Source organism: Oerskovia jenensis, assembly GCF_016907235.1.
Classification (GTDB): domain Bacteria; phylum Actinomycetota; class Actinomycetes; order Actinomycetales; family Cellulomonadaceae; genus Oerskovia; species Oerskovia jenensis.
Genome location: NZ_JAFBBO010000001.1, coordinates 332,984 through 357,207, shown reverse-complemented (window position 1 = coordinate 357,207; position 24,224 = coordinate 332,984). Strand labels below are relative to the sequence as shown.

Annotated in this window: 18 protein-coding genes; 8 read left to right on the top strand and 10 right to left on the bottom strand. The window is 73.6% G+C overall.

Annotation, left to right across the window (positions count from 1 at the left end):
* Positions 1 to 159: 159 nt before the first annotated feature.
* The 6 genes from helR to kynA all read right to left on the bottom strand — a co-directional run bounded on the left by helR (position 160) and on the right by kynA (position 10,753).
* Positions 160 to 2,442: an RNA polymerase recycling motor ATPase HelR gene (helR, locus tag JOD49_RS01630; RefSeq protein WP_205305694.1), complete on the bottom strand. Its 2,283-nt coding sequence runs from the start codon at positions 2,440 to 2,442 to the stop codon at positions 160 to 162.
* Between the two features lie 147 nt (positions 2,443 to 2,589).
* A complete protein-coding gene (locus JOD49_RS01625; protein WP_205305693.1) occupies positions 2,590 to 5,010 on the bottom strand; it encodes an ATP-binding cassette domain-containing protein in 2,421 nt (806 codons plus the stop codon).
* A 149-nt stretch (positions 5,011 to 5,159) separates the two neighbouring features.
* The gene (locus tag JOD49_RS01620) at positions 5,160 to 7,313 is read right to left on the bottom strand and encodes an MMPL family transporter (RefSeq protein ID WP_205305692.1); all 2,154 of its coding nucleotides are present in this window, start codon (positions 7,311 to 7,313) and stop codon (positions 5,160 to 5,162) included.
* Between the two features lie 118 nt (positions 7,314 to 7,431).
* Positions 7,432 to 8,709 (bottom strand): kynureninase, encoded by a 1,278-nt coding sequence (locus tag JOD49_RS01615; protein WP_307822308.1) that lies wholly within the window; start codon positions 8,707 to 8,709, stop codon positions 7,432 to 7,434.
* Positions 8,706 to 9,893 (bottom strand): amidohydrolase family protein, encoded by a 1,188-nt coding sequence (locus JOD49_RS01610; protein ID WP_205305691.1) that lies wholly within the window; start codon positions 9,891 to 9,893, stop codon positions 8,706 to 8,708. Before JOD49_RS01610 ends, JOD49_RS01615 begins: the two co-directional genes overlap by 4 nt.
* Positions 9,890 to 10,753, bottom strand: coding sequence for a tryptophan 2,3-dioxygenase (kynA, locus tag JOD49_RS01605; RefSeq protein ID WP_191790379.1), 864 nt, complete (start codon positions 10,751 to 10,753; stop codon positions 9,890 to 9,892). The genes JOD49_RS01610 and kynA overlap by 4 nt, the downstream gene beginning before the upstream one ends.
* An 81-nt stretch (positions 10,754 to 10,834) precedes the next feature.
* On the opposite strand from kynA, the gene JOD49_RS01600 reads away from it, so the two are divergent.
* Entirely contained in the window at positions 10,835 to 11,383 is a 549-nt protein-coding gene (locus JOD49_RS01600; RefSeq protein WP_307822307.1) for a GNAT family N-acetyltransferase, read from the top strand.
* Positions 11,384 to 11,494: 111 nt separating this feature from the next.
* On the opposite strand, the gene JOD49_RS01595 is transcribed toward JOD49_RS01600, so the two are convergent.
* Entirely contained in the window at positions 11,495 to 12,562 is a 1,068-nt protein-coding gene (locus JOD49_RS01595) for a magnesium and cobalt transport protein CorA (RefSeq protein WP_191790380.1), read from the bottom strand.
* Positions 12,559 to 13,236 (bottom strand): TetR/AcrR family transcriptional regulator, encoded by a 678-nt coding sequence (locus JOD49_RS01590; RefSeq protein ID WP_205305690.1) that lies wholly within the window; start codon positions 13,234 to 13,236, stop codon positions 12,559 to 12,561. Before JOD49_RS01590 ends, JOD49_RS01595 begins: the two co-directional genes overlap by 4 nt.
* A 121-nt stretch (positions 13,237 to 13,357) precedes the next feature.
* Here JOD49_RS01590 and JOD49_RS01585 point away from each other — a divergent pair, with 121 nt between their 5' ends.
* The 3 genes from JOD49_RS01585 to JOD49_RS01575 all read left to right on the top strand — a co-directional run bounded on the left by JOD49_RS01585 (position 13,358) and on the right by JOD49_RS01575 (position 17,271).
* Entirely contained in the window at positions 13,358 to 15,103 is a 1,746-nt protein-coding gene (locus JOD49_RS01585) for a CocE/NonD family hydrolase (RefSeq protein ID WP_205305689.1), read from the top strand.
* Between the two features lie 279 nt (positions 15,104 to 15,382).
* Positions 15,383 to 16,591 carry a beta-ketoacyl-[acyl-carrier-protein] synthase family protein gene (locus tag JOD49_RS01580; protein ID WP_205305688.1) on the top strand — a complete coding sequence of 403 codons (1,209 nt, stop codon included), beginning with the start codon at positions 15,383 to 15,385 and terminating at the stop codon, positions 16,589 to 16,591.
* Positions 16,592 to 16,674: 83 nt separating this feature from the next.
* Entirely contained in the window at positions 16,675 to 17,271 is a 597-nt protein-coding gene (locus JOD49_RS01575) for a dihydrofolate reductase family protein (protein ID WP_205305687.1), read from the top strand.
* Between the two features lie 31 nt (positions 17,272 to 17,302).
* Here the strand turns inward: JOD49_RS01575 and yidC are convergent, their stop codons facing one another.
* Positions 17,303 to 18,259 (bottom strand): membrane protein insertase YidC, encoded by a 957-nt coding sequence (yidC, locus tag JOD49_RS01570; protein ID WP_205305686.1) that lies wholly within the window; start codon positions 18,257 to 18,259, stop codon positions 17,303 to 17,305.
* Between the two features lie 108 nt (positions 18,260 to 18,367).
* Positions 18,368 to 18,748, bottom strand: coding sequence for a hypothetical protein (locus tag JOD49_RS01565; RefSeq protein WP_205305685.1), 381 nt, complete (start codon positions 18,746 to 18,748; stop codon positions 18,368 to 18,370).
* Between the two features lie 271 nt (positions 18,749 to 19,019).
* On the opposite strand from JOD49_RS01565, the gene JOD49_RS01560 reads away from it, so the two are divergent.
* From JOD49_RS01560 to JOD49_RS01545, 4 genes are all read left to right on the top strand, one after another.
* On the top strand, positions 19,020 to 20,708 hold the full coding sequence (locus JOD49_RS01560; RefSeq protein WP_205305684.1) for an ammonium transporter: 1,689 nt from the start codon (positions 19,020 to 19,022) through the stop codon (positions 20,706 to 20,708).
* 29 nt (positions 20,709 to 20,737) lie between these two features.
* Entirely contained in the window at positions 20,738 to 23,209 is a 2,472-nt protein-coding gene (gene hrpB / locus JOD49_RS01555) for an ATP-dependent helicase HrpB (RefSeq protein ID WP_205305683.1), read from the top strand.
* 65 nt (positions 23,210 to 23,274) lie between these two features.
* Positions 23,275 to 23,499 carry a hypothetical protein gene (locus JOD49_RS01550; protein WP_205305682.1) on the top strand — a complete coding sequence of 75 codons (225 nt, stop codon included), beginning with the start codon at positions 23,275 to 23,277 and terminating at the stop codon, positions 23,497 to 23,499.
* 80 nt (positions 23,500 to 23,579) lie between these two features.
* Complete coding sequence (locus tag JOD49_RS01545) at positions 23,580 to 24,140, top strand: dihydrofolate reductase family protein (RefSeq protein WP_205305681.1); 561 nt, start codon at positions 23,580 to 23,582, stop codon at positions 24,138 to 24,140.
* The last annotated feature ends 84 nt before the right edge of the window (positions 24,141 to 24,224 follow it).

Below are 24,224 nucleotides of genomic sequence, written 5' to 3'. Positions count from 1 at the left end.
GGCCCCTCTCCCCGCACGGGGGAGAGGGGCCCGGTGCTGTCCGCACCGCAGACGACAGAGGCCCGACGGCGCCGCTCGCCCCGCGCGACCGGGTGCCGGTCCGCCCGGGGCCGGGAGGCGCCGTCGGGCCGTCTTCCGGGCGCGTGGGCGCTCGCGGGCTCAGGCCGACAGCGACGCCGCCCCGGGAGCGAGGATCACGAGCTGCTGGGTCGCGCGGGTCATCGCGACGTAGCGGTCGACCGCGCCCGCGATGCTGTCGTCGCCCTCGCCGAACGACGCGGGGTCGACCAGGACCACGAGGTCGAACTCGAGCCCCTTCGCGAGCACCGGGGTCAGGGAGCGCACGCGCTCGGTCGCCCGGAACGCGGGGTCCCCGACCACGCACGCGACGCCCTGGTGCTCGGCGAGCCAGGTCTCGAGGACCCCGTCCAGGTCCTCGGGGACGCCGTGCAGGACCGGGGCGTGGCCGCTGCGGACCGAGGTCGGCACGTTGGCGTCCGGCAGTGCGGCCCGGATGACCGGCTCGGCCTCGGCCATGACCTCCTGCGGCGTCCGGTAGTTGATCGTCAGGGAGGCCACCTCGACGCGGGAGACTCCGACGCGCTCGAGGCGCTCGCGCCAGGACTCGGTGAACCCGTGCCGCGCCTGCGCGCGGTCGCCGACGACCGTGAGGCTGCGCGACGGGCAGCGCAGGAGCAGCATCTGCCACTCGGCGTCCGTGAGCTCCTGCGCCTCGTCCACCACGACGTGCGCGAAGGGCCCCGCGAGCGGGTCGGGCGTCACGTCCGGCAGGGCCGCGTCGTCGACCAGGGCGTCGCGCAGGTCCTGACCGCGCAGCATCGACATGACCTGCAGCTCGGAGTCGTCGGTCGCGATGAGGTGGTCGACGACGTTGCTCATCTCCTCGCGCTCCGCCGCGACCTGCGCCGCGTGCTGCCGCCGCCGGCGCGACGCCTCGGGGTCACCGAGCCGCTGCCGTGCTGCGTCCAGGAGGGGCAGGTCCGAGACCGTCCAGGCCTGCGGCTCGTCGCGCTGCAACGACCGGACCTCGTCCGGCGTGAGCCAGGGCGCGCACATCCTCAGGTAGGCGGGCACGTCCCACAGGTCCCCGACGAGGTCGGTCGGTTCGAGGAGCGGCCAGGCCGTGTTGAGGGTCCTCGCCAGGTCGCGGTGGGTCGCCAGGGAGCGGCGCACGAGGTCGAGCGGCAGCTCGCCCTCGTCCTCGCCGTCCCCGAGCCTGTCCATCAGGATCTCGATCAGCGCCTCCCAGACCACGTCGCGCGCCTCGTTGTGCGGCGTGCCGGGGTCGGGGGAGTCGAACGCCTCGGCCCAGTCGTCGGCGCTGAGCCAGAGGTCGAGCCACGGGGTCTCGACGGTCGTGCCCGTCCGGGGCGGACGCTCGTACAACCGCACCGCAGGCTCGATCGCCTCGACCATCCGGGCCGACGCCTTGAGGCGGGCCACGGCGGGGTCGGCCTCGACCGTGGCCTTCGCGCCCTCGGGGACGAGGTCGCGCAGGGTGCAGATCTGCACGCCCTCCTCGCCCAGGCTCGGCAGGACGTCCTCGACGTAGTCCAGGTAGGGCTGGTGCGGCCCGACGACCAGGACCCCACCGTGGTGGGCCCTCAGTCGCGGTTCCGAGTACAGCAGGTAGGCCGCACGGTGCAGCGCGACGACCGTCTTGCCCGTGCCCGGCCCGCCGTCGACCACGAGGGCGCTCTCCGAGCCCGCGCGGACGATCGCGTCCTGGTCGGCCTGGATCGTGCCCAGCACGTCGCGCATCCGCGGGGTCCGCTCGGCTCCCAGGCTCGCGATGAAGGCCGACTGGTCGTCGAGCGAGGCCGAGGACGCGAGCCCGCCGGCGCCCCCCGCTCCCCGCGATCCGGAGCCCGCTCCGGAACCCGGTCCGGAACCCTGGACCGTCAGGAAGACCTCGTCCCAGTAGTCGCTGATACGGCCCTGCGTCCAGCGGTAGCGACGACGGCTCGCGAGCCCCATCGGGTGGGCGTCGGTCGCGCGGAAGAAGGGCTCGGCCGTGGGGGAGCGCCAGTCGACCAGCAGTCGGCGTCCGCTGCGGTCGGTGAGTCCCAACCGGCCGATGTGCACGGGCTCGGAGCCGTCCGCGGGCACGACGCGGCCCAGGCACAGGTCCAGCCCGTGGGCTCGCAGGGTGCGCAGCCGTCCGGACAGCCGGTGGATCTCCTGGTCGCGCTCCAGGGCGAGCGTCCCGCTGCCGCCCGGCGATCTGCGGGCCGCGTCGAGGCGCGCGGACACGTCCGCGACCGCGTCGTCGAGACAGGCCGCGATCGCCGCGAAGTGCTGCTCGTCGTCGGCGACGAGGGCGGGGTCGGCCTTCGGGGCCAGGCGCGCAGGGAGGGCGAACACGCTCGCGTTCGCGGTCGACCGGGAGACGGGGGTGGGGGTGGGCGTGGAGGGTGGCATGAAGGCGCTCGTTCCGTCGTGCGGGGCTCGGGCCGACCATCGTGCGCCACCCCGGGGGCCTTGCCGCAAGCCCCCCGGTGCGCTATAGATTGAGAGTGGCGGGAGGTCCGAGGACCTGCCCGCCACTCTCGTGCTCACCGTGGGCGCTCACCCGGTGCGCTCACCCGTCGTGGGGGCGGTCAGCCCCCCCACGTACGCCGCGAGGTGCTCGCCCGTGAGGGTCGAGCGGGCCGCGACGAGCTCGGCCGGGGTACCCTCGAAGACGATCCGTCCGCCGTCGTGCCCTGCGCCGGGGCCCAGGTCGATGATCCAGTCCCCGTGCGCCATGACGGCCTGGTGGTGCTCGATCACGATGACCGACCGGCCTGCCTCGACGAGCCGGTCGAGGAGGCCGAGGAGCTGTTCGACGTCGGCCAGGTGCAGGCCCGTGGTCGGCTCGTCGAGGACGTAGACGTCGCCCTTGGCGCCCATCTGTGTCGCGAGCTTGATGCGCTGGCGCTCGCCGCCGGACAGGGTCGTGAGGGGCTGTCCCAGGCTCAGGTACCCGAGCCCGACGTCGACGAGCCTGCTGAGGATCGAGTGGGCCGCGGGGATGCGGCCGTCGCCCTCGGCGAAGAACCTCTCCGCGTCGGTCACCGACATCGCGAGGACCTCGGCGATGTCGCGCCCGCCGAGCGTGTACTCGAGCACGCTCGCCTGGAACCGCTTGCCGCCGCACTCCTCGCACGTGGTCTCGACGGTCGCCATGACGCCCAGGTCGGTGTAGATCACGCCCGCGCCGTTGCAGACCGGGCAGGCACCCTCGGAGTTGGCGCTGAACAGCGCGGGCTTGACCCCGTTGGCCTTGGCGAACGCCTTGCGGATCGGGTCGAGGAGCCCCGTGTAGGTGGCCGGGTTGCTGCGCCGGGAGCCGCGGATCGCGCTCTGGTCGATCACGACGACGCCCTCGCGCCCTGCGATCGAGCCGTGGACGAGCGAGCTCTTGCCCGACCCGGCGACGCCCGTCACGACGCACAGCACGCCGAGCGGCACGTCGACGTCGACCCCCTGGAGGTTGTGCTCGCTCGCGCCGCGGATCTCGAGCTGCCCGGTCGCGGTGCGGACCGACTCCTTGAGCGTCGCGCGGTCGTCGAGGTGGCGGCCCGTGGTCGTGTCGGAGGCTCGGAGGCCGTCGAGCGTGCCCTCGAAGACGATCTCGCCGCCCGCGGTGCCCGCGCCCGGGCCCAGGTCCACGACGTGGTCCGCGATCGCGATGGCCTCGGGCTTGTGCTCGACGACGAGGACCGTGTTGCCCTTGTCCCGGAGCTGGAGCAGCAGGGAGTTCATGCGCTCGATGTCGTGCGGGTGCAGGCCGATGGTCGGCTCGTCGAAGACGTACGTGACGTCGGTGAGCGAGGAGCCGAGGTGGCGGATCATCTTGGTGCGCTGGGCCTCGCCGCCCGACAGGGTCCCGGACGGCCGGTCGAGCGAGAGGTACCCCAGCCCGATCTCGGCGAACGAGTCGAGCAGGTGCTGCAGGCCCGTGAGCAGCGGGGCCATCGACGGCTCGTCGAGCCCGCGGACCCACTCCGCGAGGTCGGTGATCTGCATCTGGCACGCGTCGGCGATGCTCGTGCCCGCGATCTTCGACGACCGCGCCTCGGGGCTCAGGCGGGTCCCGTGGCACTCGGGGCACGTCTGGAACGTCACGGCCTTCTCGACGAACGCCCGGATGTGGGGCTGCATCGCGTCGACGTCCTTGGACAGGAAGGACTTCTGGATCTTGGGGATCAGGCCCTCGAACGTGACGTTGATGCCGTCGACCTTGATCTTGGTCGGCTCCTTGTAGAGCAGGTCGTGCAGCTCGCGCTTCGTGAACGTGCTGATCGGCTTGGTCGCGTCGAAGAACCCGGAGCCGCGGTAGATGCGCCCGTACCAGCCGTCCATCGAGTAGCCGGGGATCGTGAGCGCGCCCTCGTCGAGGGACAGGCTGTCGTCGTAGAGCGCGGTCAGGTCGAAGTCGTTGACGTTGCCCATGCCCTCGCAGCGCGGGCACATGCCGCCGAGCTGGTGGAACGTCGCCTTCTCGGCCTGCGTCTTGCCACCCCGCTCGATCGTGATCGCGCCGCTGCCGGACACCGACGGCACGTTGAACGAGTAGGCCTGGGGAGAGCCGATCTGCGGCTGCCCGAGGCGGCTGAACAGGATGCGCAGCATCGCGTTCGCGTCCGTGACGGTCCCGACCGTCGAGCGGGGGTTGGCCCCCATGCGCTCCTGGTCGACGATGATGGCCGTCGTCAGCCCTTCGAGGTGGTCGACCTCGGGCCGCGAGAGCGAGGGCATGAAGCCCTGCAGGAACGCGCTGTACGTCTCGTTGATCATGCGCTGCGACTCGGCCGCGATCGTGCCGAACACCAGGGAGCTCTTGCCCGAGCCCGAGACCCCGGTGAAAACCGTGAGCCGGCGCTTGGGGATCTCGACGCTGACGTCCTTGAGGTTGTTCTCGCGCGCGCCCTGCACGCGGATCATGTCGTGGCTGTCGGCAAGGGGCAGTGCGGACGACTCGTCCGTCCTCGTGACCGTGCTCATGGTCTCTCCATCTGTCGGGTCGGCAGGCACGCGAGAGCCTGCGGCCGGGCATGTCGTCTCTCGTCCGCCCCAGCCTAGGTCCCGGCACCGACGGGGCACGGGACGGGCGACCCGGGCGTCACGGGTCCGTCCCGGTCGTGCAGCACGGCTCAGCCCGACGGCGCCACGTCCGCGGGAGCATCGGCGGGCCCCGGCGCGGGCTCGGCCCGAGGGAGGCCGACGACGGCCCGTCGCGTGGGCCACCAGAACGCCCGCCCTTCGAGCGCGGCGAGCGCGGGCACGAGCAGCGGCGCCATGAGGAACGCGGCGGCGACGATCCCGACCGCGACGCCGAACCCGAGCTGTGCGAGGTTCGCGATGCCCGTGAGCATGAGCGAGGCGAACGTGCAGGCCAGGATGGCCCCGGCCGCGGCCGCGGTCGGTGCGTCCTGGGTGATCGCGACGCGCGCGGCCTCGCGCGAGGTCGCCCCCGCGCGGTACTCCTCGTGCATGCGCGCGGCGACGAGGATGTTGTAGTCGGTGCCGATCGCGACGACGAACAGGTACAGCACGACGGGGATCGAGAAGTCGATGCCGGCGTACCCGAGCGCGTGCAGGTAGAGCAGGACGACCGCGCCGAGGGTCGCGGTGAACGTGAGCGCGACGCACACGAGCAGGTTGACGGCGCCGAGCACGGCGGTCAGGAGCAGGCCGAGGATCACGACGATGATCACGGCGGCGATCGGGAACACGCGGCCGGTGTCGGCGCGGAGCTGGTCGCGCACGTCGACGAACGCCGAGGTCTGGCCACCGACGTAGACCTCGGCGCCCGGCACCGACCCGTGCGCGGCGTCGCGCAGGGGCCCCTCGACCGTGGCCATGGCGGCGTCGGAGTAGGGGTCGTCGGCGAGCACCACGGTGACGAGCGCGGCCGTCCCGTCGGTCGTGGTCGTGGGTGGCGCGACGGACGTGACGCCCGGGACCGCGGCGAGGTCCGTCGCGAGCGTGGACAGCGCGGCCGGGTCGAGCGGCGTGGTCCCCACGACGTAGACCTGCGTGGGGCTCAGCGCGCCCGCGGGGAACGACGCGTCGAGCGTCGTGAACGCCTGACGCGAGGCGGTGTCCGCGGGGAGCTCGTCGAGCGTGTCGTAGGTGGCCTTGTACCCCGACGCGAACAGCGTGAGGACCACGAGCACGGCCCCGACCGCGAGGGCCGGGACGACGGGACGGCGGGCCGTGAACGACCCGACGGCCGCGAACGGGCTGCGCCGGGCGTCGTGGCCCGGGCCGAGGGGCCAGAAGAGCACCCGGCCGAGGAGCACGAAGAGCGCGGGGATCAGGGTCAGCGCGGTCACGAGCATCACGGCGACCGCCACGATCAGGCCCGGCGCGAGGGTGCTGAGCGACTCGAGCTGCGCGAACAGCAGCGCCGCGAACGCGCCGATCACGGTGAGGGCCGAGGACGCGACGACCCGGCCCACGACCCCCACCGACGCCTCGAGCGCCTCGTGGTGGCTCTCGCCCCGGCGCAGGTGCTCGCGGTACCGGAACAGGACGAACACGATGTAGTCGGTGCCGATCCCGAACAGGACCACGACCAGGATGGGCTGCAGGGTGTCGCTCACCTGGAAGTCGAGCAGTTCCGCGAGCCATGCGGTCAGGCCCGTGACGACCGAGAGCACCACACCGATCACGACGATCGGGATCACCGCGATCACGGGGCTGCGGAACACGAGGCCCAGGAGCACCACGATGAGCAGCACGGTCGCGATCGTGATGGTCCGCTCGGCCGCGGAGTAGGCCGTGGTCGTGTCGACCTGGATCGCGGCGTTGCCCGTGAGCGCGCCGGTCAGGTCGGTGCCCTGCAGGGCCGCGTCGGTCGCGGTGCGCAGCGCGGGCACGGCGTCGTCGACCGCCTCGTCGCCGGGCTGGCCGTCGAACGCGACCGACAGCGCGGCGGTCTGGCCGTCCTGCGAGAGGGACTGCGGGGTCTCCTGCACGGAGACCACCCCGGGGATCGCGTCGTCCTGGAGCGTCGTCGCGAGCCCGGCGACGGCGGTCTGGTCGTCCGTGGTGAGCGCGGCGCCGTCGGACCGGACGACGACCAGGCTGCCCGTGGCCCCCGACTGTGCGGGGAAGTTCTCGTCGCCCGCGTCCTGCGCCTTCACCGACTCGAACGACGCGGGCAGGAACGACTGCTGGTTGCCCGTCGTGTAGTCGTCCAGGTTCGGTGAGAAGACGACGACCGCGGCCGCGAGGAGCACCCACACGCCGATCACGCGCCACGGGTGAGCGATCACCGTCCGAGCGATGCTGCCGAACATGGGTACGCCTTCCCTGGCGGTTCCCGGGTCCACGACCATTCCAGCGTGGCACCGGTGCCCGGGGGCGACAACCGGGAGCCCGGCCGGTGCACCGCCACCACCCGCCGGGCCGTGCCCCTCAGGCGCTCGCTGTCTCGTCGAGGAGGGCCGCGCGGATCGCCTCGACCCCGACCTGCACCTCGGCGAAGCTCGTCGACAGGGGCGAGAGCCCGAGCCGCAGGCCGTCGGGCCGGCGGAAGTCGGGGACGACCCCCTGCGCCCACAGGCGAGGGATCACGCGTTCGAACGCGGCGTGGTCGATCGTCACGTGGCCCCCGCGCCGGGCCGGGTCGCGGGGCGAGGCCACGCGCACCCCCAGGGGCACCAGGAGCTCGTCCACGAGGTCGAGCGCGAACGTGGTGAGCCGGACCGACTTGTCCCGCACGGCATCGGCCCCGGCGACGTTCCCCGCCTCGTCGAGCAGGTCGAGCATGTCCTGCATCGCGAGCATCCCGACGACCGCGGGCGTACCGCTCAGGAACCTCCGTACCCCGGTGTGGGGTGCGTACTCGGGCCCCATCTCGAACGGCGCGTCGCTGCCCATCCAGCCCTGGATCGGCTGGGTCAGCGCCGTCTGGAGGTCTGCGCGCACGTACCCGAACGCGGGCGACCCGGGCCCGCCGTTGAGGTACTTGTAGGTGCAGCCCGCCGCGAGGTCCACGTCCCAGGCGTCGAGCGCGACGGGCACGGCCCCCGCGGAGTGGCACAGGTCCCACAGCACGAGCGCCCCGGCGTCGTGGGCGACGCGCGTGATCGTGCCCGCGTCGGCGAGGAACCCGGACCGGTAGGCGACGTGGCTGAGGACCACGAGCGCGGTCTGCGGCCCGACGACGCCCGCGACCTCGTCCGGGGTCACGCCCGCGTCGGGGCCCGGGGCGAGCCAGCGCAGCGTCGCGCCCCGTTCGGCCGCGATGCCCTGGAGCACGAACCGGTCCGTGGGGAAGTTCCCGGTGTCCACCACGATCTCGGTGCGCCCCGGGCGGGCGTCGAGGGCCGCGCGCACGAGCTTGTAGAGGATCACGGTCGTCGAGTCGCCCACGAACGTCTGGCCCGGCGCCGCGCCGAGCACGGTCTGGCCGATCCGGTCGCCGATCGCGAGCGGCAGCTCGTACCAGGACTCGTCCCAGCCGCGGATGAGGCGCGAGGCCCACTGCTCGGTCGTGAAGCGGGCCAGGCGCTCGGCGCTCGCGCGCGTGGGACGGCCCAGAGAGTTGCCGTCGAGGTAGGCGACCACGTCGTCGGAGGGCATGAACTCGTCCCGGAACCGGGCGAGCGGGTCGGCGGCGTCGAGGGCCGCGGCGCGTCGCGCGGGAGTCCGGGTGCGGTCGGTCGGGGGACTGGCCTGGCTGCTGGTCACGGGTGGTGCTCCCTGGTCGGGTCGTCGAGGGACAGGTCGTGGGTGGTCACCGCACGGCCGGAGGCGTCGGCCGAGGGCGGGTCGGCCGTCGGTCCGTCACGTGCAGGTGGTTCCGGGCCGAGGAGGTCGCGTGGCCTGAGCACCGTCGCACGCGCGAGCCAGGCGGCGACCTCCTCGGGCGGGGCGCCCGGCGCGGGTCTCGGCCCGGGCAGGAACGTGCAGGCGACCGGGGTCGGTGCGGAGGTCAGGGCGAGCAGCAGCCCGCCCGTGGCGAGACCTGCGGACTGGAGCGCGACGAGCTCGCGCTCGTCGACCCCGCAGGGCAGCGGACCGTTGCCCTGGTCGGTGCCGTAGACCACGGTGCCGCGCGCCGCGACGAACCGCGTGAGGTTGTCGAGCGCGACGGCATGCTGGTCGGTCGGGGTGCCCCAGCCGTGGATGTCGAGCGTGCTGACCCATGACTGGGTGCGCGCCGCCACCGTCACGAGGCGGTCGGGCAGCCGCTCGCTGAACGGGCAGTGCGCGAGACGGTCCACGCCCGCCATGAGCGCCCGCTCGGCCTGGCCCACGCCCTCGGTGTGCGCGACCACGGGCCGGTCCCGGTCGTGCGCGCGCCCCACGAGCGCGCGGAGGGTCGCGTCGTCGGGCACGGGGCCCGCGCCCGTGTGCAGGGCGACCTTGACGAAGCTCGCCCCGGCCTCGACCTGCCGGTCGACCGCGGCCGCGGCCTGCTCAGGGCCGGCGACCTCCACGACCGACCCCGGCGGTGCCCACGACCGGTCCGACGGGTAGCCGCCGCGGGCAGTCAGGAACGCCCCGGCGAAGCGGACCTCGGGCAGTGGTGAGGTATCGGCAGGGCCGGACCGGGCCGATCGTGCGCCCCGGGCGGAGCGTGCGGCGAGGGCCGACACGACCGCCGGGTCGCCGCCCAGGTCGTCGACCGCGGCGAGGCCGCCCCGGAACAGGGCGGACGCATCGACCAGGGACAGGTGGACGTGCGCGTCGCGGAAGCCGGGCAGGAGGACGCCCGCGAGGTGACGGGTCGGCGCAGGGTCGGTACCCACACGCGAGCGGAACCCGTCCGGGGTGGCGACGACCGCCGTCGGGCCGGTCCATCCCGTACCCCGCTCCCAGCGGGCGTCGACCGTGAAGGTGACCGCAGGACGTCCGGGCGCTCCGTTCACGCCCGGCCGATCTCGGTGCGCACCGCGAACAGCTCGGGGAAGAACGTCAGGTCGAGGGCCTTCTCGAGGAAGCCCACGCCGCTCGAGCCGCCCGTGCCGCGCTTGGTCCCGATGATGCGCAGCACGGTCTTCATGTGACGAAAGCGCCAGAGCTGGAAGTTGTCCTCGAGGTCGACGAGCTCCTCGCAGCTCTCGTAGGCGAGCCAGTTGCCCTCCGGGTCGTCGTAGATCGCGCGGAAGGTCTCGACCAGGTCCTCGTCGAGCGTGTAGCCCTGCGTGACGTCGCGCTCGAGCACGCGGGCGGGCACGTCGTGGCCGTGCCGCGCGAGGTAGCGCAGGAACTCGTCGTAGACGCTCGGCTCGTGCAGCAGGCGCTCGAGCTCGGCGCGCGCCGCGGGCTCGGCGTCGAACACCGAGAGCATGCGCGCGTTCTTGTTGCCCAGCAGGAACTCGACCGCGCGGTACTGCCACGACTGGAACCCCGACGCGTGGCCCAGGAACCCGCGGAACTGCGCGTACTCGCTCGGCGTGAGGGTCGCCAGGACCGACCACTGCTCGGTCAGCGTGCGCTGGACGTGCTTGACCCGCGCGATGCGCTTGAGCGCCGACTGGAGGTCGTCGGCCGCGATGAGCGCGCGCGCCGAGACCAGCTCGTGCAGGACCAGCTTGAGCCACAGCTCGGTCGTCTGGTGCTGCACGATGAAGAGCATCTCGTCGTGGTGGGCGGGCTCGCTGACCGGGGCCTGCGCGTCCAGGAGCGTGTCCAGGTGCAGGTACGAGCCGTACGTCATCTGCTCGCGCAGGTCGGTCACGATGTCGGGCTCGAGCGGGCGCTCGCTGCCCGGTGACGGCGTTGTCATCCCCCGAGAGTAGGTGCCGTGGGCGACGGGTGCCACGAGTCACGTGCCGGACTGCGCGTGCTTGGGGGGTACCGTCGCCGGGTGGACACGGAGACCGGGCGGACCAGCAGCATCCTTCTCGCCGACCTCGCGCAGGACCCGGCGTCCCGCGAGGAGATGCTGGGCCGGTTGCGCGGAGTCACGGCCGCACCGGGCCAGGACCGGTTCGTCTCGTCGGCCGCCGAGATCGTGGCCCTCGCCGAGGCGGACCCTGGCCGTCACCTCCTGGTCGCCTCGCGCGGCGAGGAGGTCGCGGGGCTCGGCGTCCTGCACCCGGGCGGCGCGCCCACCGAGGTCGTCGCGCTGCTCGACGGGCCGGCGACCGGCGACGTCGTGCTGTTCCGCGGGTTCCTCGTCGACGCGGCGCACCAGGGGCAGGGCGTCGGGACCGCCGTGGCGGCCGCCCTGCCGGCGCTCGCGGCCCGGCTCGCGGAGCGCCTCGGACGAGGGCCTTTCGCGGCCGTCGTGCTGACCGTCAACGAGGAGAACGCCGCCGGGCTGCGCGCCTACGCGCGCGGCGGGTTCGTCGACCGCGGCCGGTACCTCGGGGGTGACGCGGGGCCGCAGCGCGTCATGGCGCACGCGCTGTAGCGGCGCGCACCCCGAGGCGCCCGGGGTGCCCGGGCGCACGGAGGCGGTGTTCGTGACCGCAGTTTCCACCGTGGATCTTCGATGATCGCGGTCCGTGGTCGCTGCGACTTCTCAGAGCCAGCGGCGCCACTTGAAGATGCCCCAGAGCCCGAAGCCGAAGCAGGCCATGAGGAGCAAGGCGTACGGGTAGCCCCAGGTCCAGTGGAGCTCGGGCATGAAGTCGAAGTTCATACCGTAGATGCCGGCGATGAGGGTCGGGGTGAACAGGATCGCGGCCCAGGAGGAGATCTTCTTGACCTGTTCGCCCTGGTCGATGGTCTCCTCCGCGAGGCGGCGGCTTTCCTCGCCCTGGGCGAGGCTCGCGCTGGACATGCGGCGCATGGCGTCGTTCTGCTCGAGCGAGACGAGCGTGGAGTGCACGGTCAGGGCGTTCTCGAGCAGGGACCGCGAACCGTCGACGCGGTCCGTCACGCGAAGCGTGTGGTCCAGGACGTTGCGCAACCGGTTCTGCACCTCGTCGCCTGTGCCGTAGCGGTCTGCCCCGCGCAGCAGTCCGTGCACCATGTCCGGGAGGGGGCCGATCGCCCGCTGGAGGGCGATGACCTGGGAGAGCAGGTTGTAGATCCGCTGGGACAACGTGGGATCCACGTTGCCCTGGCCGAAGAGGCTGTCCTCGACCTCGTCGATGTCGTTCACCAGGCCGGCCACGACGGGCGCATAGCCGTCGACGATGGCGTCGAGGAACGCCGTGAGCATTGCCTCGGGCCCTCGGCCGAGGAACTCGGGTTCGGCTTCGAGCGCGTCCCGAGCCGCTGTCAGGTCCAGTCGATCGCCGTGGCGGACGGTGACGACGAACCGGGGCCCGACGAACAGGTGCACCTCGCCGATGTCGACGCGCTCGGCCCGGTCGTCGTACCAGGCGGGGCGGATCACGACGAACACGGTCTCGCCGTACCGTTCGAGCTTCGCGCGCTGGTGCCCCTTGTGGGCGTCCTCGACGGCCAACGGGTGCAGACCGAACTTCGCAGCGACGGTCTCGAGATCGTCCTCGCTCGGGTCCAGCAGCCCGATCCATGCGACGCCTCCCGAGCGCTCCAGGTCGTCGGCGACGCCCTGGAGGTCAGGTGGGGACGCGGTGCGGTGTCCGCCGACGTAGATGCGGCTGTCGATCGTCGTCATCGGTTCATCCCCTTGTCGCACGGGTCATCGCCCTCGTCCTCTTCCTCGTCACCGAGGGCCGCAGGTGCCGGGGCGAGCACCGTCTGCACGGCGGGTCCGACGAGGGCGACCAGCGTCTCACGGTCCGCTTGCGCCAGCGTGGGGACGCCGACCACTTCCCGTCCCACCACGAGCCCGACCAGCATCGACGACACGAGCCCCGCGCGGAGCGTCGCGTCCTCGACGTCACGGGACGCGACGGCGTCGACGAGGAGGCGCTCCTGGAGGAACTCGCGCAGCTGGGTACTTGCCTGATCGTTGACGATGGCACCGCGCAGCATGGCCATCAGCGGGGCAGAGCTGTGGGCGTCCTCTTCCCAGATTCCGAGGAAGGCCCGAACCACCCGCTCCCCGAGGCCGTGGTCGGGCCCCTCGAACGCCGCGCTGAAGCGCGAGAGTGCGCCCGCCGGCACGGACATGACGGCCGCGAAGAGCTCGTCCTTGGACCGGAAGAACTGCATCACGAGCGAGGCGTCGACCCCGGCGTCGGCCGCGACGCGGCGGATCGTGGTCGCCGTGAAGCCGTCGGCCGCGAACCGGGCGCGGGCCGCGTCGAGGACGGCTTGCCTGGTCGAGGTTGCACCCGGTCGACGCCCGCGCCGCGCCGGGGAAGCCGGGCTCGTGTGTGTGGTCATGCTCCGAAGGTACCGTCCCTCGGATCGAATCTCAACAGATGTTGAGTTTTGCGTCGAGCGGTCGTACGGTCGAGGAGTTGACAGAGCCCGTCCCGGGCTCGACAGAGACGAGGAGCTCACGATGAGCGTCGACCAGAAGGTGTATGTGCCGTCCCAGCCGCTGGAGCCGGGTCCCCGGTACGGGATCCTGAGCGGCTACGAGCCGGGGACCCGGACGCTCGAGGCGGGGTTCCAGATCGCCCCGCCCTTCAAGCCTCTGCCGGTCGACGTCGTGCTCGACAAGGACGTGCCCGTCACGCTGCGCGACGGGGTGACGATCCACGTCGACGTCTTCCGGCCTGCCGGGACCGAGCAGGTGCCGGTCATCGTGGCGTGGAGCCCCTACGGCAAGGGCCAGGGGACCTCGGCAAGCGTCATGGGCATCTTCGGCATGGTCGGGCTCGACAACGGCACCGTGTCCGGGCTCGAGAAGTTCGAGGGGCCCGACCCCGCGTACTGGTGCGCGCGCGGCTACGCGATCTGCAACCCCGACATCCGGGGCGTGGCCGAGTCCGAGGGGGACAGCGTCATCTGGGATCGCCAAGAAGGCCGCGACGCCCACGACCTGGTCGAGTGGCTCGCCGAACAGGACTGGTGCTCGGGCAAGGTCGCGATGAGCGGAACGTCCTACCTCGCCGTCTCACAGTGGTTCACCGCAGCCGAGCAGCCCCCGCACCTCGCTGCGATCAACCCGTGGGAAGGCGTGAGCGACGTCTACCGTGACCTCGTGATGCGCGGCGGGATGCCCGACACCGGGTTCGCCGAACAGCTCCAGGACAACAGCTACTGGGGTAAGAGCCATCGCGAGGACATCCTCGCCGAGGCAGCCCAGTTCCCGCTCATGGGCGAGCTGTGGGAGGACAAGATCCCCGACTTCGACAAGATCACCGTGCCTGCGTACGTCGTGGCTAGCTACTCCAACACCCTGCACACCCAGGGCACGTTCCGCGCCTGGCGGCGCATGGCCTCGCAGGACAAGTGGCTGCGCATCCACAACAGCCAGGAGTGGCCCGACTACTACGACGAGGCCAACGTCGAGGACCTGCGCCGGTTCTTCGACCACGTCCTCAAGGGCCAGGACAACGGGTGGGAGCAGACGCCGCGCGTGCGCTACTCCGTGCTCGACCTGGAAGGCGGCGACCGGGTGAACGTCCCTGCCGACCAGTTCCCGCCCGCGGAGGTCACGTCCACGACCTACTACCTCGACGGCGCAGCTCGCACCCTGTCGACGACGCCGCCCGCCACGGAGAGCACGGCGGCCTACGCCGTGGGGGGCAACCCGGACGTGGTGTCGTTCGTGACGCGCTTCGAGACCGAGACCGTCCTCGTCGGGTACCCCAAGGCGCACCTGTGGGTCGAGGCGCAGGGCTCCGACGACATGGACCTGTTCGTCCTGGTCCAGAAGCTCGACGCGCACGGCACGCCGCTGCAGGAGTTCACCGTGCTCAACCACGGCGCGATCGTCCACGACGTCACCGAGCGAGGAGCCTCGATCCTGCGCTACAAGGGCTCCGACGGGCGCCTACGCGTCTCCCTGCGCCACCTGGACGAAGAGCTTTCCACCGACGACGTCCCCGCCCACACCTTTGACCGTGTCGCCAAGCTCGTGCCCGGCGAGGTCGTCGACGTCGAGATCGACCTGCTCCCCGTGGGCCTGGCGTTCCACCCCGGCGAACAGCTGCGTCTCGTCGTCAGCGGACGGTCGCTCCTGGGCACCATGATGCCCGGCAACCGCGAGTACGCCTCCACCGTCAACGCGGGCACGCACGTCGTCCACACCGGCGGCCACCGGCCCTCCTACCTCCAGCTCCCGGTCCTGACCGCGTGACTCCACGTCCGCCCTCCTCACCTTCGGGCGAGGTGGGCGGACGCACGGCGTGGTCGTGAGGCGTGACACCTACCGCCGGGTGGTGCGTCGATCGGCCGAGACTGCCGTCGTCGTCGGGCGAACCCGGTTGTCGTCGAGATCCGGCCGGACCCGAGCGGCAACCCACGCTCGGCACCTCTGGTACGTCTGTGGGCAGCGGAGTTGAGACGCGCGTCCTACAGTGCAGGCAGGCGCACGCGGGACCCCGACCGGGCACGTGTGCACGACCGGGGAGGCACCATGACACGAGCAGTGGTGACAGGTATCGGCGCGGTGACACCGCTGTCGTCGACGGCCCAGGGGACCTGGGAGGCCCTCGTGCGCGGGGACCACGGCGTCCGGGCGATCTCCGACGAGTGGGCGCACGACCTGCCCGTACGGATCGCTGCACGTGTCGACGACGCGTTCGCCGAGCCGCTCGGCGTGCGGCTGCTGCGCCGCACCGACCGCGCCGAACAGCTCGCGCTCGTCGCGGGCCGGGAGGCGTGGGCCGACGCCGGGAGCCCGGACGTCGACCCGGAACGACTGGCCGTGGTGGTCGGCTCCGCGAACGGAGGCATCGCCACCACCCTCGCTCAGAGCCGCCTCTTCGACACGCACGGTCACCGCCGGGTCTCCCCGCACGCCGTGACCATGCTCATGGCCAACGGCCCCGCCGCCTGGCTCTCGATCGACCTGGGCGCCCGGGCGGGAGCTCGGGCCCCGGTCAGCGCGTGCGCCGCCGGCAGCGAAGCCATCGCCACGGCGCGCGAGATGATCCTCGCCGGGACCGCGGACGTCGTCGTGTGCGGGGGAGTCGAGGCAGGGGTGCAGGCGTTCTCCCTCGCGGCCTTCGCCCAGGCGCGGGCCATGTCGACGCGCAACGACGAGCCCGAGCGGGCCTCGCGCCCGTTCGACGCCGCGCGCGACGGGTTCGTCATGGGCGAGGGGGCGACGATCGTCGTCCTGGAGTCCGAGGAGCACGCCCGGGCGCGCGGCGCCCGCGTCCTGGGCGTGGTCTCGGGGGCCGCGCTCACCTCGGACGCCTACGACATCGTGGGCGGCGACCCCCAGAACCAGGCCCGCACCGTGACGCTCGCGCTGCGCTCGGCCGGGCTGTCGCCCGGCGACCTGGGGCTCGTCCACGCCCACGCGACCTCGACCCCTGTGGGCGACCGCAACGAGGCCGACGCGCTGCGCTCGGCCCTGCCCGACCCGCCGCCCGTGACCTCGACCAAGGGTGCGACCGGCCACCTCCTGGGGGCCTCGGGATCGCTCGGCGTCGTCGTCGCGCTGCTCGCGCTGCGCGACGGCGTGGTGCCGCCCACGCTCAACGTCGACGACCTGGACCCCGCGATCGACCTCGACGTGGTGCACGGGACCGCCCGTCCGACGACGGCGCGGCACGCGCTGGTCGACGCGTTCGGGTTCGGCGGGCACAGCGCGAGCGTCGTGGTCTCGCGCGACTGAGGACATCGGGCGACCGATGAGTTCGTACGCCGGACTCGGTCCACCCGCCGGATAGATCGACACGAGCCACCAGGAGGTCGGCCATGGGCCGGGTAGTCGTCGTGAACTTTCTCAGCATCGACGGGGTCATCCAGGCGCCCCTGTCGCCCGACGAGGACCGTGACGGTGGCTTCGCGCACGGCGGCTGGGTCCCACCGTTGAGTGACGAGACGGTCGACGCGTTCATGCAGAGGGCGACGGTCGGCGCCGCGGGCCTGCTGCTGGGGCGCCGGTCGTACGAGATCCTCCGGGACGCCTGGGCGCAGGGGGACGACTCCGAGCCCGCGATCGCGGCCATGAACCGGATGCCGAAGTACGTCGTCTCCTCGACGACCTCGCTCGCCGACCTCACCTGGCAGGGCTCCCACCTGGTCGGCGGCGACCTGCCCCGCGCCGTCACGGACCTCACGGGCCGCACCGACGGCGACATCGTCGTGCTCGGGGCCGGAACCCTCGTCCGGGCGCTCGCCGAGCACGACCTCGTCGACGAGTACCGCCTGCTGCTCTTCCCGGTCGTCCTGGGGTCCGGGAAGCGCATGTTCGACGAGCGCGCCCACCTCGCCCGCTTCACGCTGACCGAGAGCATCGTCACCCCCCGTGGGGTCGTCATCGTCACCTACGTGCGCGACGCGACGGACTGAGCGGGGCGCCCGGCGCGGACCCGGGCCGGCATCAGCCCCGGCGTGCCTTCCTCGTCGTGCCGCGACGCGGCTGCGGTCGCTGCCCGCCGACGCGCGCGGCGACAGCGGGTCCGGTGGGCTCGCCGGCCGGGACCTCGGCCACCGCGGGACGGGACGCCCGCGCCACGTCCTGGTCGCCCGAGGGCACGAGGCGACCGATCACGAGCTGCTGCCCGAGCCCCCACAGCGACGACGTCGCCCAGTACAGGACCACGCCCACGGGGAAGCCCACCGCCACGACCGCGGAGACCGCAGGCAGCACGAACGCGAACGTGCCCTGCTGCCGCGCCAGCGGGCTCGTGGGGTCGACCGGGTTGGCGCGCGCGCTCAGCCGCTGGGTCAGGACCTGCGCGGCGTACATCACGACGATCAGCACGGCGGGCACCAGGACCCCGGCCAGGCCGCCCGTCGCGGCACCGCCCGTGAAGGCCCCGGTCAGCGTCCCCGACAGAGGCGCGCCGAGGAGCGTCGCGGCGTCGGCCTCACGGACCAGGTCGCCGGTCAGCGCCCCGACGGGCACCTGGCGGCCGATCCCCGAGAGCACCGAGAACAGCGCGAACAGGACCGGCGCCTGCACGAGCAGCGGCAGGCAGCCAGCGAGCGGGTTGGCGCCGGTGCGCGCCATGAGCTCCTGCTGCTCGCGGCGGGCCGCGTCCCGGCTCGCCGGGTCGCTCGTGCCCCGGTACTTCTCCTGGATCCGGCGGATCTCGGGCGAGGCCAGGCGCATCGCCCGCATGCCCCTGACCTGCACGACGACGAGCGGGACGAGCACGAGCCGGACGATCACGACCAGGCCGACGATCGCGAGGCTCCACGCGGTACCCCCGGCAGGGTCGAGGCCGAGCGCGGTCAGTGCCGAGTGGAGATGGACGAGGATCCAGGCGACCACCAGCTGGATCGGGTGGACGAGCGTGGAGAGGGCATGGGTGAGGGCATCGACGACGGGCACGGTGGACTCCTGCGGGTGGAGGGGAGGAAGAGCGCGGAGCTCCCGCGCCAGTTCCGCAGGGACCGGCACGGCACCGGGCCGACGACGGCTCGGGGGAGTGCTGGAGGTTCAGGCGGTGCGCGGGAGCGGGCTCGCTCCCGGCGCTCGCGGCCGGGGCCGTCCGGGGGTCGTGGGGCTGTGCTGGCGCACGGGGGCGGGCAGCGGCACGGGCTCGGGGCCGACGGGCACCGCGAGCAGCAGCAGGACCGCGACCGCGACGCACGCGAGTGCGACGCCGAGCGCCCCGGCGGTGGCCGCGAGGGTCGCGGCACCGAGCAGGGAGAGCACGCCGCCCAGCGACGACGAGCCGCCGAACGACTGCCCGACGGCGAGCACGAGCACCGCCAGCAGCGGCACCAGGGCCACGGCCCGGGCCGAGGACGTCGAGGTCAGCCGGTCGTAGCGCGCGCGCAGCGAGGCGGCTCCACGTACGACATGGTCTGCCCGCACGTCCCTCACCTCCTGCGCTCGTCGTCGGTCGCTCGTCGGTCGCTCGTCCCGCCCAGACTAGCGCGGCGTCCACCCGTTCCGGTGTCGCGCGCGCGGTGCTCGTGCGATGCTCGCAGGACCCGCAGCCCCGACACGACCGGGATCCTGCACGTCCCGGGTCCTCGTCCCACGGGGATCCGCACCGGCTGTCCTGCGCGTCGCCGCCCGTGCTGACCGACGCGCCCCTGCACCCCGGCGTGCCGACGCACCCGGGACGTCCTCGGGAGGTCTCATGTCCGAGCTGGTGGTCGACAGCGGCGACACGGTCTGGGTGCTCGTGTCCGCGGCCCTCGTCCTGTTCATGATGCCGGGGCTCGCGCTCTTCTACGCGGGACTGGTCCGACGCGGCAACGTGCTCGCGATCATGCAGCAGAACCTCGTCCCGATCGCCGTCATCACGCTGACGTGGGTCCTGGTGGGCTACAGCATCGCGTTCAGCGACGACATCGGGAACGGCTTCATGGGGGACCTGGGCCTGTTCGGGCTCACGGGCCTCGACTCGGCCCCGACCCCCGCTCTGCACGTCGTCGACGGCGACGTCGCCATCCCGACCCTCGCGTTCGTCGCCTTCCAGATGATGTTCGCGATCATCACGCCCGCGCTCCTCACGGGGGCGACGGTGGGGCGCCTGCGGACGGTCGGTTGGGTCGTGACGCTCGCCCTGTGGTCCGTGCTCGTCTACCCGTTCGTCGCGCACTGGCTGTTCAACCCGGACGGCTGGCTCGCGCAGCTCGGGGCGCAGGACTGGGCGGGCGGGATCGTCGTGCACGCCGCGGCCGGGGCAGCGGCGCTCGCGGTCCTCGTCGTCGTCGGGCGTCGGCAGGGGTGGCCCGAGGCGGGGTCGATCCCGCACTCCATCCCGCTCGCCGTGGCCGGAGCGGGCATCCTGTGGTTCGGCTGGTTCGGCTTCAACGGCGGCGGCTCGCTCCAGGGGAACGGGGTGGCGGCCCAGGCCGTCCTCAACACGCACGTCGCGGGGGCCGCGGCCATGGGGGCCTGGCTGCTCATGGAGCGCTGGCGCACGGGCAAGGGCACCGTGATCGGTGCCGTCACGGGCGGCGTCGCGGGGCTCGCGACCATCACCCCCTGCGCGGGGTACGTGAGCACGCTGTCCGCGCTCGTGATCGGGGTCGCGGCGGGCGTCGTGTGCACGTTCGCGCTCGGGCTCAAGAAGGTGTTCCGGTTCGACGACGCGCTCGACGTGATCGCGGTGCACTTCGTGGGCGGCCTCCTGGGCTCGCTCCTGCTCGGGTTCTTCGGGGAGCGCGCGATCAACGACGCCGGCGCCGACGGTCTCTTCTTCGGCGGGGGGCTCGACCTGCTGGGCGCCCAGGCGCTCGCCCTGGTCGTCGTGGTCGCGTTCTCGTTCGTGGTGACGCTGGTCATCGCGTTCGGGGTCGACAGGACGGTCGGCCTCAAGGTGCCGCCCGGCGAGGAGTTCGGCATGGACGAGGTCGAGCAGGGGGCGAACGCGTACACGCTGGGGCAGGTCTCGGGCCTGTCCGCGACGGGGGCGGCGTCGGCCCCGGTCGGGTCCAGCACGGTGGCTCACGGCGAGCGCCCGGCATCGGCCGCAGCGGCTGCCGCGACCGCCGTCGGCGGGACGTCCGTCCCCACGACGACCGACGCGGTCGTGCTGTCCGCGACGTTCGACTCGGCGGACCTCGACGCCCTCACGACGGCCCTCGAGGAGGCCGGGGCATGGGCCATCCAGGTCTGCGAGGTCAACGAGGTCGTGGCCGACGCCCCGACCCTGCGATTCCGCGAGTCGACCGAGCGCACCCGCTTCGCGCGCCGCCTGCGCGTCGACCTCTGCGCGGGCCGCGGTGACGTGCCGGCGGTCGTCGCGCTCCTCACCGAGCACGCCGTCGGGCTGCGTTCGCCCCTGCTGCTCCCGCTCGTGGCGGCCGCCGGGAGCTGACCGGGACCGGGGCGGGGGAGAATGACCCCGTGGACCCGGACCCGATCGCCCGCCTGCTCGCCTCGCCGCCCGATCTCCCGGTCCGCCACCACCTGGCCGAGCTCACCGACGCCGTCCGGGACCGGGGTGTCGCCGTGCTCCAGGCTCCTCCCGGCACGGGCAAGACGACCCTCGTCCCGCCGGCGCTCGCGGCCGTCCTGCCCGCGGGGCGCGTGATCGTGACCCAGCCGCGCCGGATCGCCGCGCGGGCTGCAGCCCGCCGGCTCGCGCACCTGCTCGGCGAGCCCGTCGGACGCACGGTGGGCTTCTCGGTGCGCGGGGAGTCCCGGACGGGTCCCGAGACGCGCGTCGAGGTCGTCACGACCGGCGTCCTGCTGCGCCGCCTCCAGCGCGACCCGGAGCTCGCGGGGGTCGGCGTCGTCGTGCTCGACGAGGTCCACGAGCGGCACCTCGACGCCGACCTCACGCTGGCCCTGCTGGTCGACGTCCGGGCGACCCTGCGGCCCGACCTGGCCCTGGTCGCGATGTCCGCGACGATCGAGGCCGAGCGCACCGCGCGCCTCCTGGGCGACGGGCTCCCCGCGCCGGTCGTGGTCGCGGACGGCAGCCTGTTCCCCGTCCAGGAGGTGTGGGCGCCGTCGCCCGGGCCGCGGCTCGACGAGCGCGGCGTGCCGCGCGCGTTCCTCGACCACGTCGCCGCGACCACGCGCCGGGCGCTGGTCGAGCAGTCCGGCGACGTGCTGGTCTTCGTGCCGGGCGCGGGCGAGGTCGACGGCGTCGCCCGCCGCCTGGCCGGCGTGGAGGCCGACGTCCGTCCGCTGCACGGGCGGCTGCCCGCGCGCGAGCAGGACCTGGCCCTGACGCCGGGGCCGCGTCGCCGGGTCGTGGTCTCCACGGCCGTCGCCGAGTCCTCGCTCACCGTGCCCGGGGTGCGGGTGGTCGTCGACGCCGGACTGTCCCGCGAGCCGCGCACCGACCACCGGCGCGGCCTCGCGGGTCTCGTGACGGTCCGCGTGAGCCGTGCGGCGGCCGAGCAGCGCGCCGGACGTGCCGGACGCGAGGGCCCGGGGGCCGTGTACCGCTGCTGGTCGCCCGGCGAGCACGCCCAGCTCGTCGCGCACCCGACGCCCGAGATCCTCACGGCCGACCTCGTCGCGTTCGCGCTCGAGCTCGCGTGCTGGGGGAGCCCGGACGGGTCGGGCCTCGCGCTCCTGGACGCCCCACCCGCGGCCGCGATGTCGGTCGCGCACACGACCCTCGAAGCCCTCGGCGCGGTCCACCCGGACGGGACGGTCACAGCCCGGGGACGTGAGATCGCGCGCGTCCCGGCCGACCCGCGGCTCGCGCGCGCCCTCCTGGACGCGAGCGACGTCGTCGGGCCGCGGCTCGCCGCCGAGGTGGTCGCCCTCCTGTCCGACGACGTGCGCGCGCCCGGGGCGGACCTCGTCGCGGCCCTGCGGGACGTCCGGCGGGGCGGCCCGGCGAGCGGGGCGTGGCGCGCGCAGGCCGAGCGGCTCCAGGGTCTCGCCCCCGCGCCGGGGCGGGGCCGCCGGGAGGACCTGAGCCTGGACCTCGCGGTCGGGCTCGTCGTCGCGCTCGCGCACCCGGACAGGGTCGCGCGCAGGCGGCCGAACGGGTCCACGTACCTCATGACGTCGGGCACGGGGGCCGCGCTGCCACCGGGCTCCCCGCTCGCGGGCTACGACTGGCTCGCGGTCGCGGACGCCGACCGCGGTGCGGGCAGGCGCGACGCGACGATCCGCTCGGCCGCACCCGTCGACGAGGACCTCGCGTACGAGGCCGCGTCCGCGGCCCTGCGCGAGGACGAGACCGTCACGTGGACGGGAGGGCGCATCCAGGCGCGGCGCACCACGCGGCTCGGCGCGATCGAGCTCGCCTCGCAGAAGGTCACCGACCCGCCCGCCGCCCAGGTCGTCGCGGCGCTGCGGACCGGGCTCGAGCGCGAGGGCCTCGACGTCCTGCCCTGGCGAGAGTCTGCGCGCGAGCTGAGGCACCGGCTCGCGTTCCTGCACCGCGCCCTGGGCGACCCGTGGCCCGACGTGTCCGACGAGGCCCTGCTCGCGGGGCTCGACTCGTGGCTCGGCCCCGACCTCGCCACGGTCCGCAAGGCCGCCGACCTCCATCGCCTCGACGTGACCAGCGCGTTGCGGCGCCTGCTGCCGTGGCCCGCCGCGGGCCGGCTCGACGAGCTCGCCCCCGTGCGCGTCGACCTGCCCGGGGGCCGCAGCGCCCGCCTCGACTACACGGGCGACCAGCCCGTGCTCGCGGTCAACGTCCAGGACGCGTTCGGGTGGCGCGCCACGCCCCGCGTCGCCGACGGACGCGTGCCCGTGCTGCTGCACCTGCTGTCCCCGGCCAGGCGCCCTGCCGCGATCACCGCGGACCTCGAGTCCTTCTGGGGCACGGGGTACGCGCAGGTGCGCGCCGAGCTGCGCCGCCGCTACCCCAAGCACGACTGGCCCGAGGACCCCACGGCCTGATCCCGGCCCCGGCAGGCCCGCCCGCCCGGAGTAGGCTGGGAGCGCGCCTGCCCGAGGAGGGGACCATGACCAGTCCCAGCGGACCCAGACCCGTCGGCAACGTGCTCTGGCTCGCGCTCGGCGCGTTCGTCCTCGCGGCCGTGCTGATCGCGACCGGTGCCCCCGTCCTGCCGTTCCTGCTGTTCGTGCTGGCCGTGACGTGGGGGGTGGTCGGGCTCACGCGCTACCTGCGTTCCCGGCACCACGGCCCGTCCGGCCACTCGCCGTCCGGCCGGGCGCAGCCCCGCTGACCTTCGCCGCTGACCCCGGCCGCCCCCGGCCGGCTCCCGCTGACCCCCGCCGACTCCCGCCGACTCCCCAGGAGCGCACCGTGGCACTGCTGACCTGCACCGGCATCATGTCCCTCGACGGCTACATCGCCGACGCCTCGGGCTCGTTCGAGTGGAGCGCCCCCGACGAGGAGGTGCACACGTTCGTCGACGACCTCGAGCGTCCCGTCGGGACCTTCCTCCTGGGGCGTCGCGTCTACGAGGTCATGCGCGTCTGGGACGACCCCGCGATGCTCGACGACGAGTCGCCCGCCATCCGCGACTACGCGCGCATCTGGCGTGACGTCGACAAGGTCGTGTACTCGACCACGCTCGACGACCCGGGCGTGGCGCGCACGCGCGTCGAGCGGTCGTTCGACCCGGTCACCGCCCGCGCCCTGGTCGACCGCGCCGAGCGCGAGGTCGGCATCGGCGGGCCGACCCTGGCGGCGCAGGCGCTCGCGGCGGGGATCGTCGACGAGCTGCGCGTCTTCGTGCACCCCGTGCTCGTGGGGGGCGGGACGTCCTTCTACCCCGCGGGCGTCCGGCTCGACCTCGAGCTGCTCGACGAGCGCCGCTTCACGGGCGGGGTGGTGTACACGAGGTACCGCGTCGCGCGCTGAGGCGTGGGCCGGGCCGGCGTGTCCGCGCGTCCGCGCGTCCGTGCGTCCGCGTGTGCGGCTCAGGGGCGCGCCGTGGTCCTCGTC

What these genes read in the sequence shown, in the direction of transcription:
- JOD49_RS01585 (WP_205305689.1), top strand. Translation starts at nt 13,358, where the DNA reads ATGAGCGTCGACCAGAAGGTGTATGTGCCGTCCCAGCCGCTGGAGCCG.
- JOD49_RS01620 (WP_205305692.1), bottom strand. Translation starts at nt 7,313, where the DNA reads ATGTTCGGCAGCATCGCTCGGACGGTGATCGCTCACCCGTGGCGCGTG.
- JOD49_RS01575 (WP_205305687.1), top strand. Translation starts at nt 16,675, where the DNA reads ATGGGCCGGGTAGTCGTCGTGAACTTTCTCAGCATCGACGGGGTCATC.
- JOD49_RS01560 (WP_205305684.1), top strand. Translation starts at nt 19,020, where the DNA reads ATGTCCGAGCTGGTGGTCGACAGCGGCGACACGGTCTGGGTGCTCGTG.
- JOD49_RS01550 (WP_205305682.1), top strand. Translation starts at nt 23,275, where the DNA reads ATGACCAGTCCCAGCGGACCCAGACCCGTCGGCAACGTGCTCTGGCTC.
- JOD49_RS01580 (WP_205305688.1), top strand. Translation starts at nt 15,383, where the DNA reads ATGACACGAGCAGTGGTGACAGGTATCGGCGCGGTGACACCGCTGTCG.
- kynA (WP_191790379.1), bottom strand. Translation starts at nt 10,753, where the DNA reads ATGACAACGCCGTCACCGGGCAGCGAGCGCCCGCTCGAGCCCGACATC.
- JOD49_RS01590 (WP_205305690.1), bottom strand. Translation starts at nt 13,236, where the DNA reads ATGACCACACACACGAGCCCGGCTTCCCCGGCGCGGCGCGGGCGTCGA.
- JOD49_RS01595 (WP_191790380.1), bottom strand. Translation starts at nt 12,562, where the DNA reads ATGACGACGATCGACAGCCGCATCTACGTCGGCGGACACCGCACCGCG.
- JOD49_RS01625 (WP_205305693.1), bottom strand. Translation starts at nt 5,010, where the DNA reads ATGAGCACGGTCACGAGGACGGACGAGTCGTCCGCACTGCCCCTTGCC.
- helR (WP_205305694.1), bottom strand. Translation starts at nt 2,442, where the DNA reads ATGCCACCCTCCACGCCCACCCCCACCCCCGTCTCCCGGTCGACCGCG.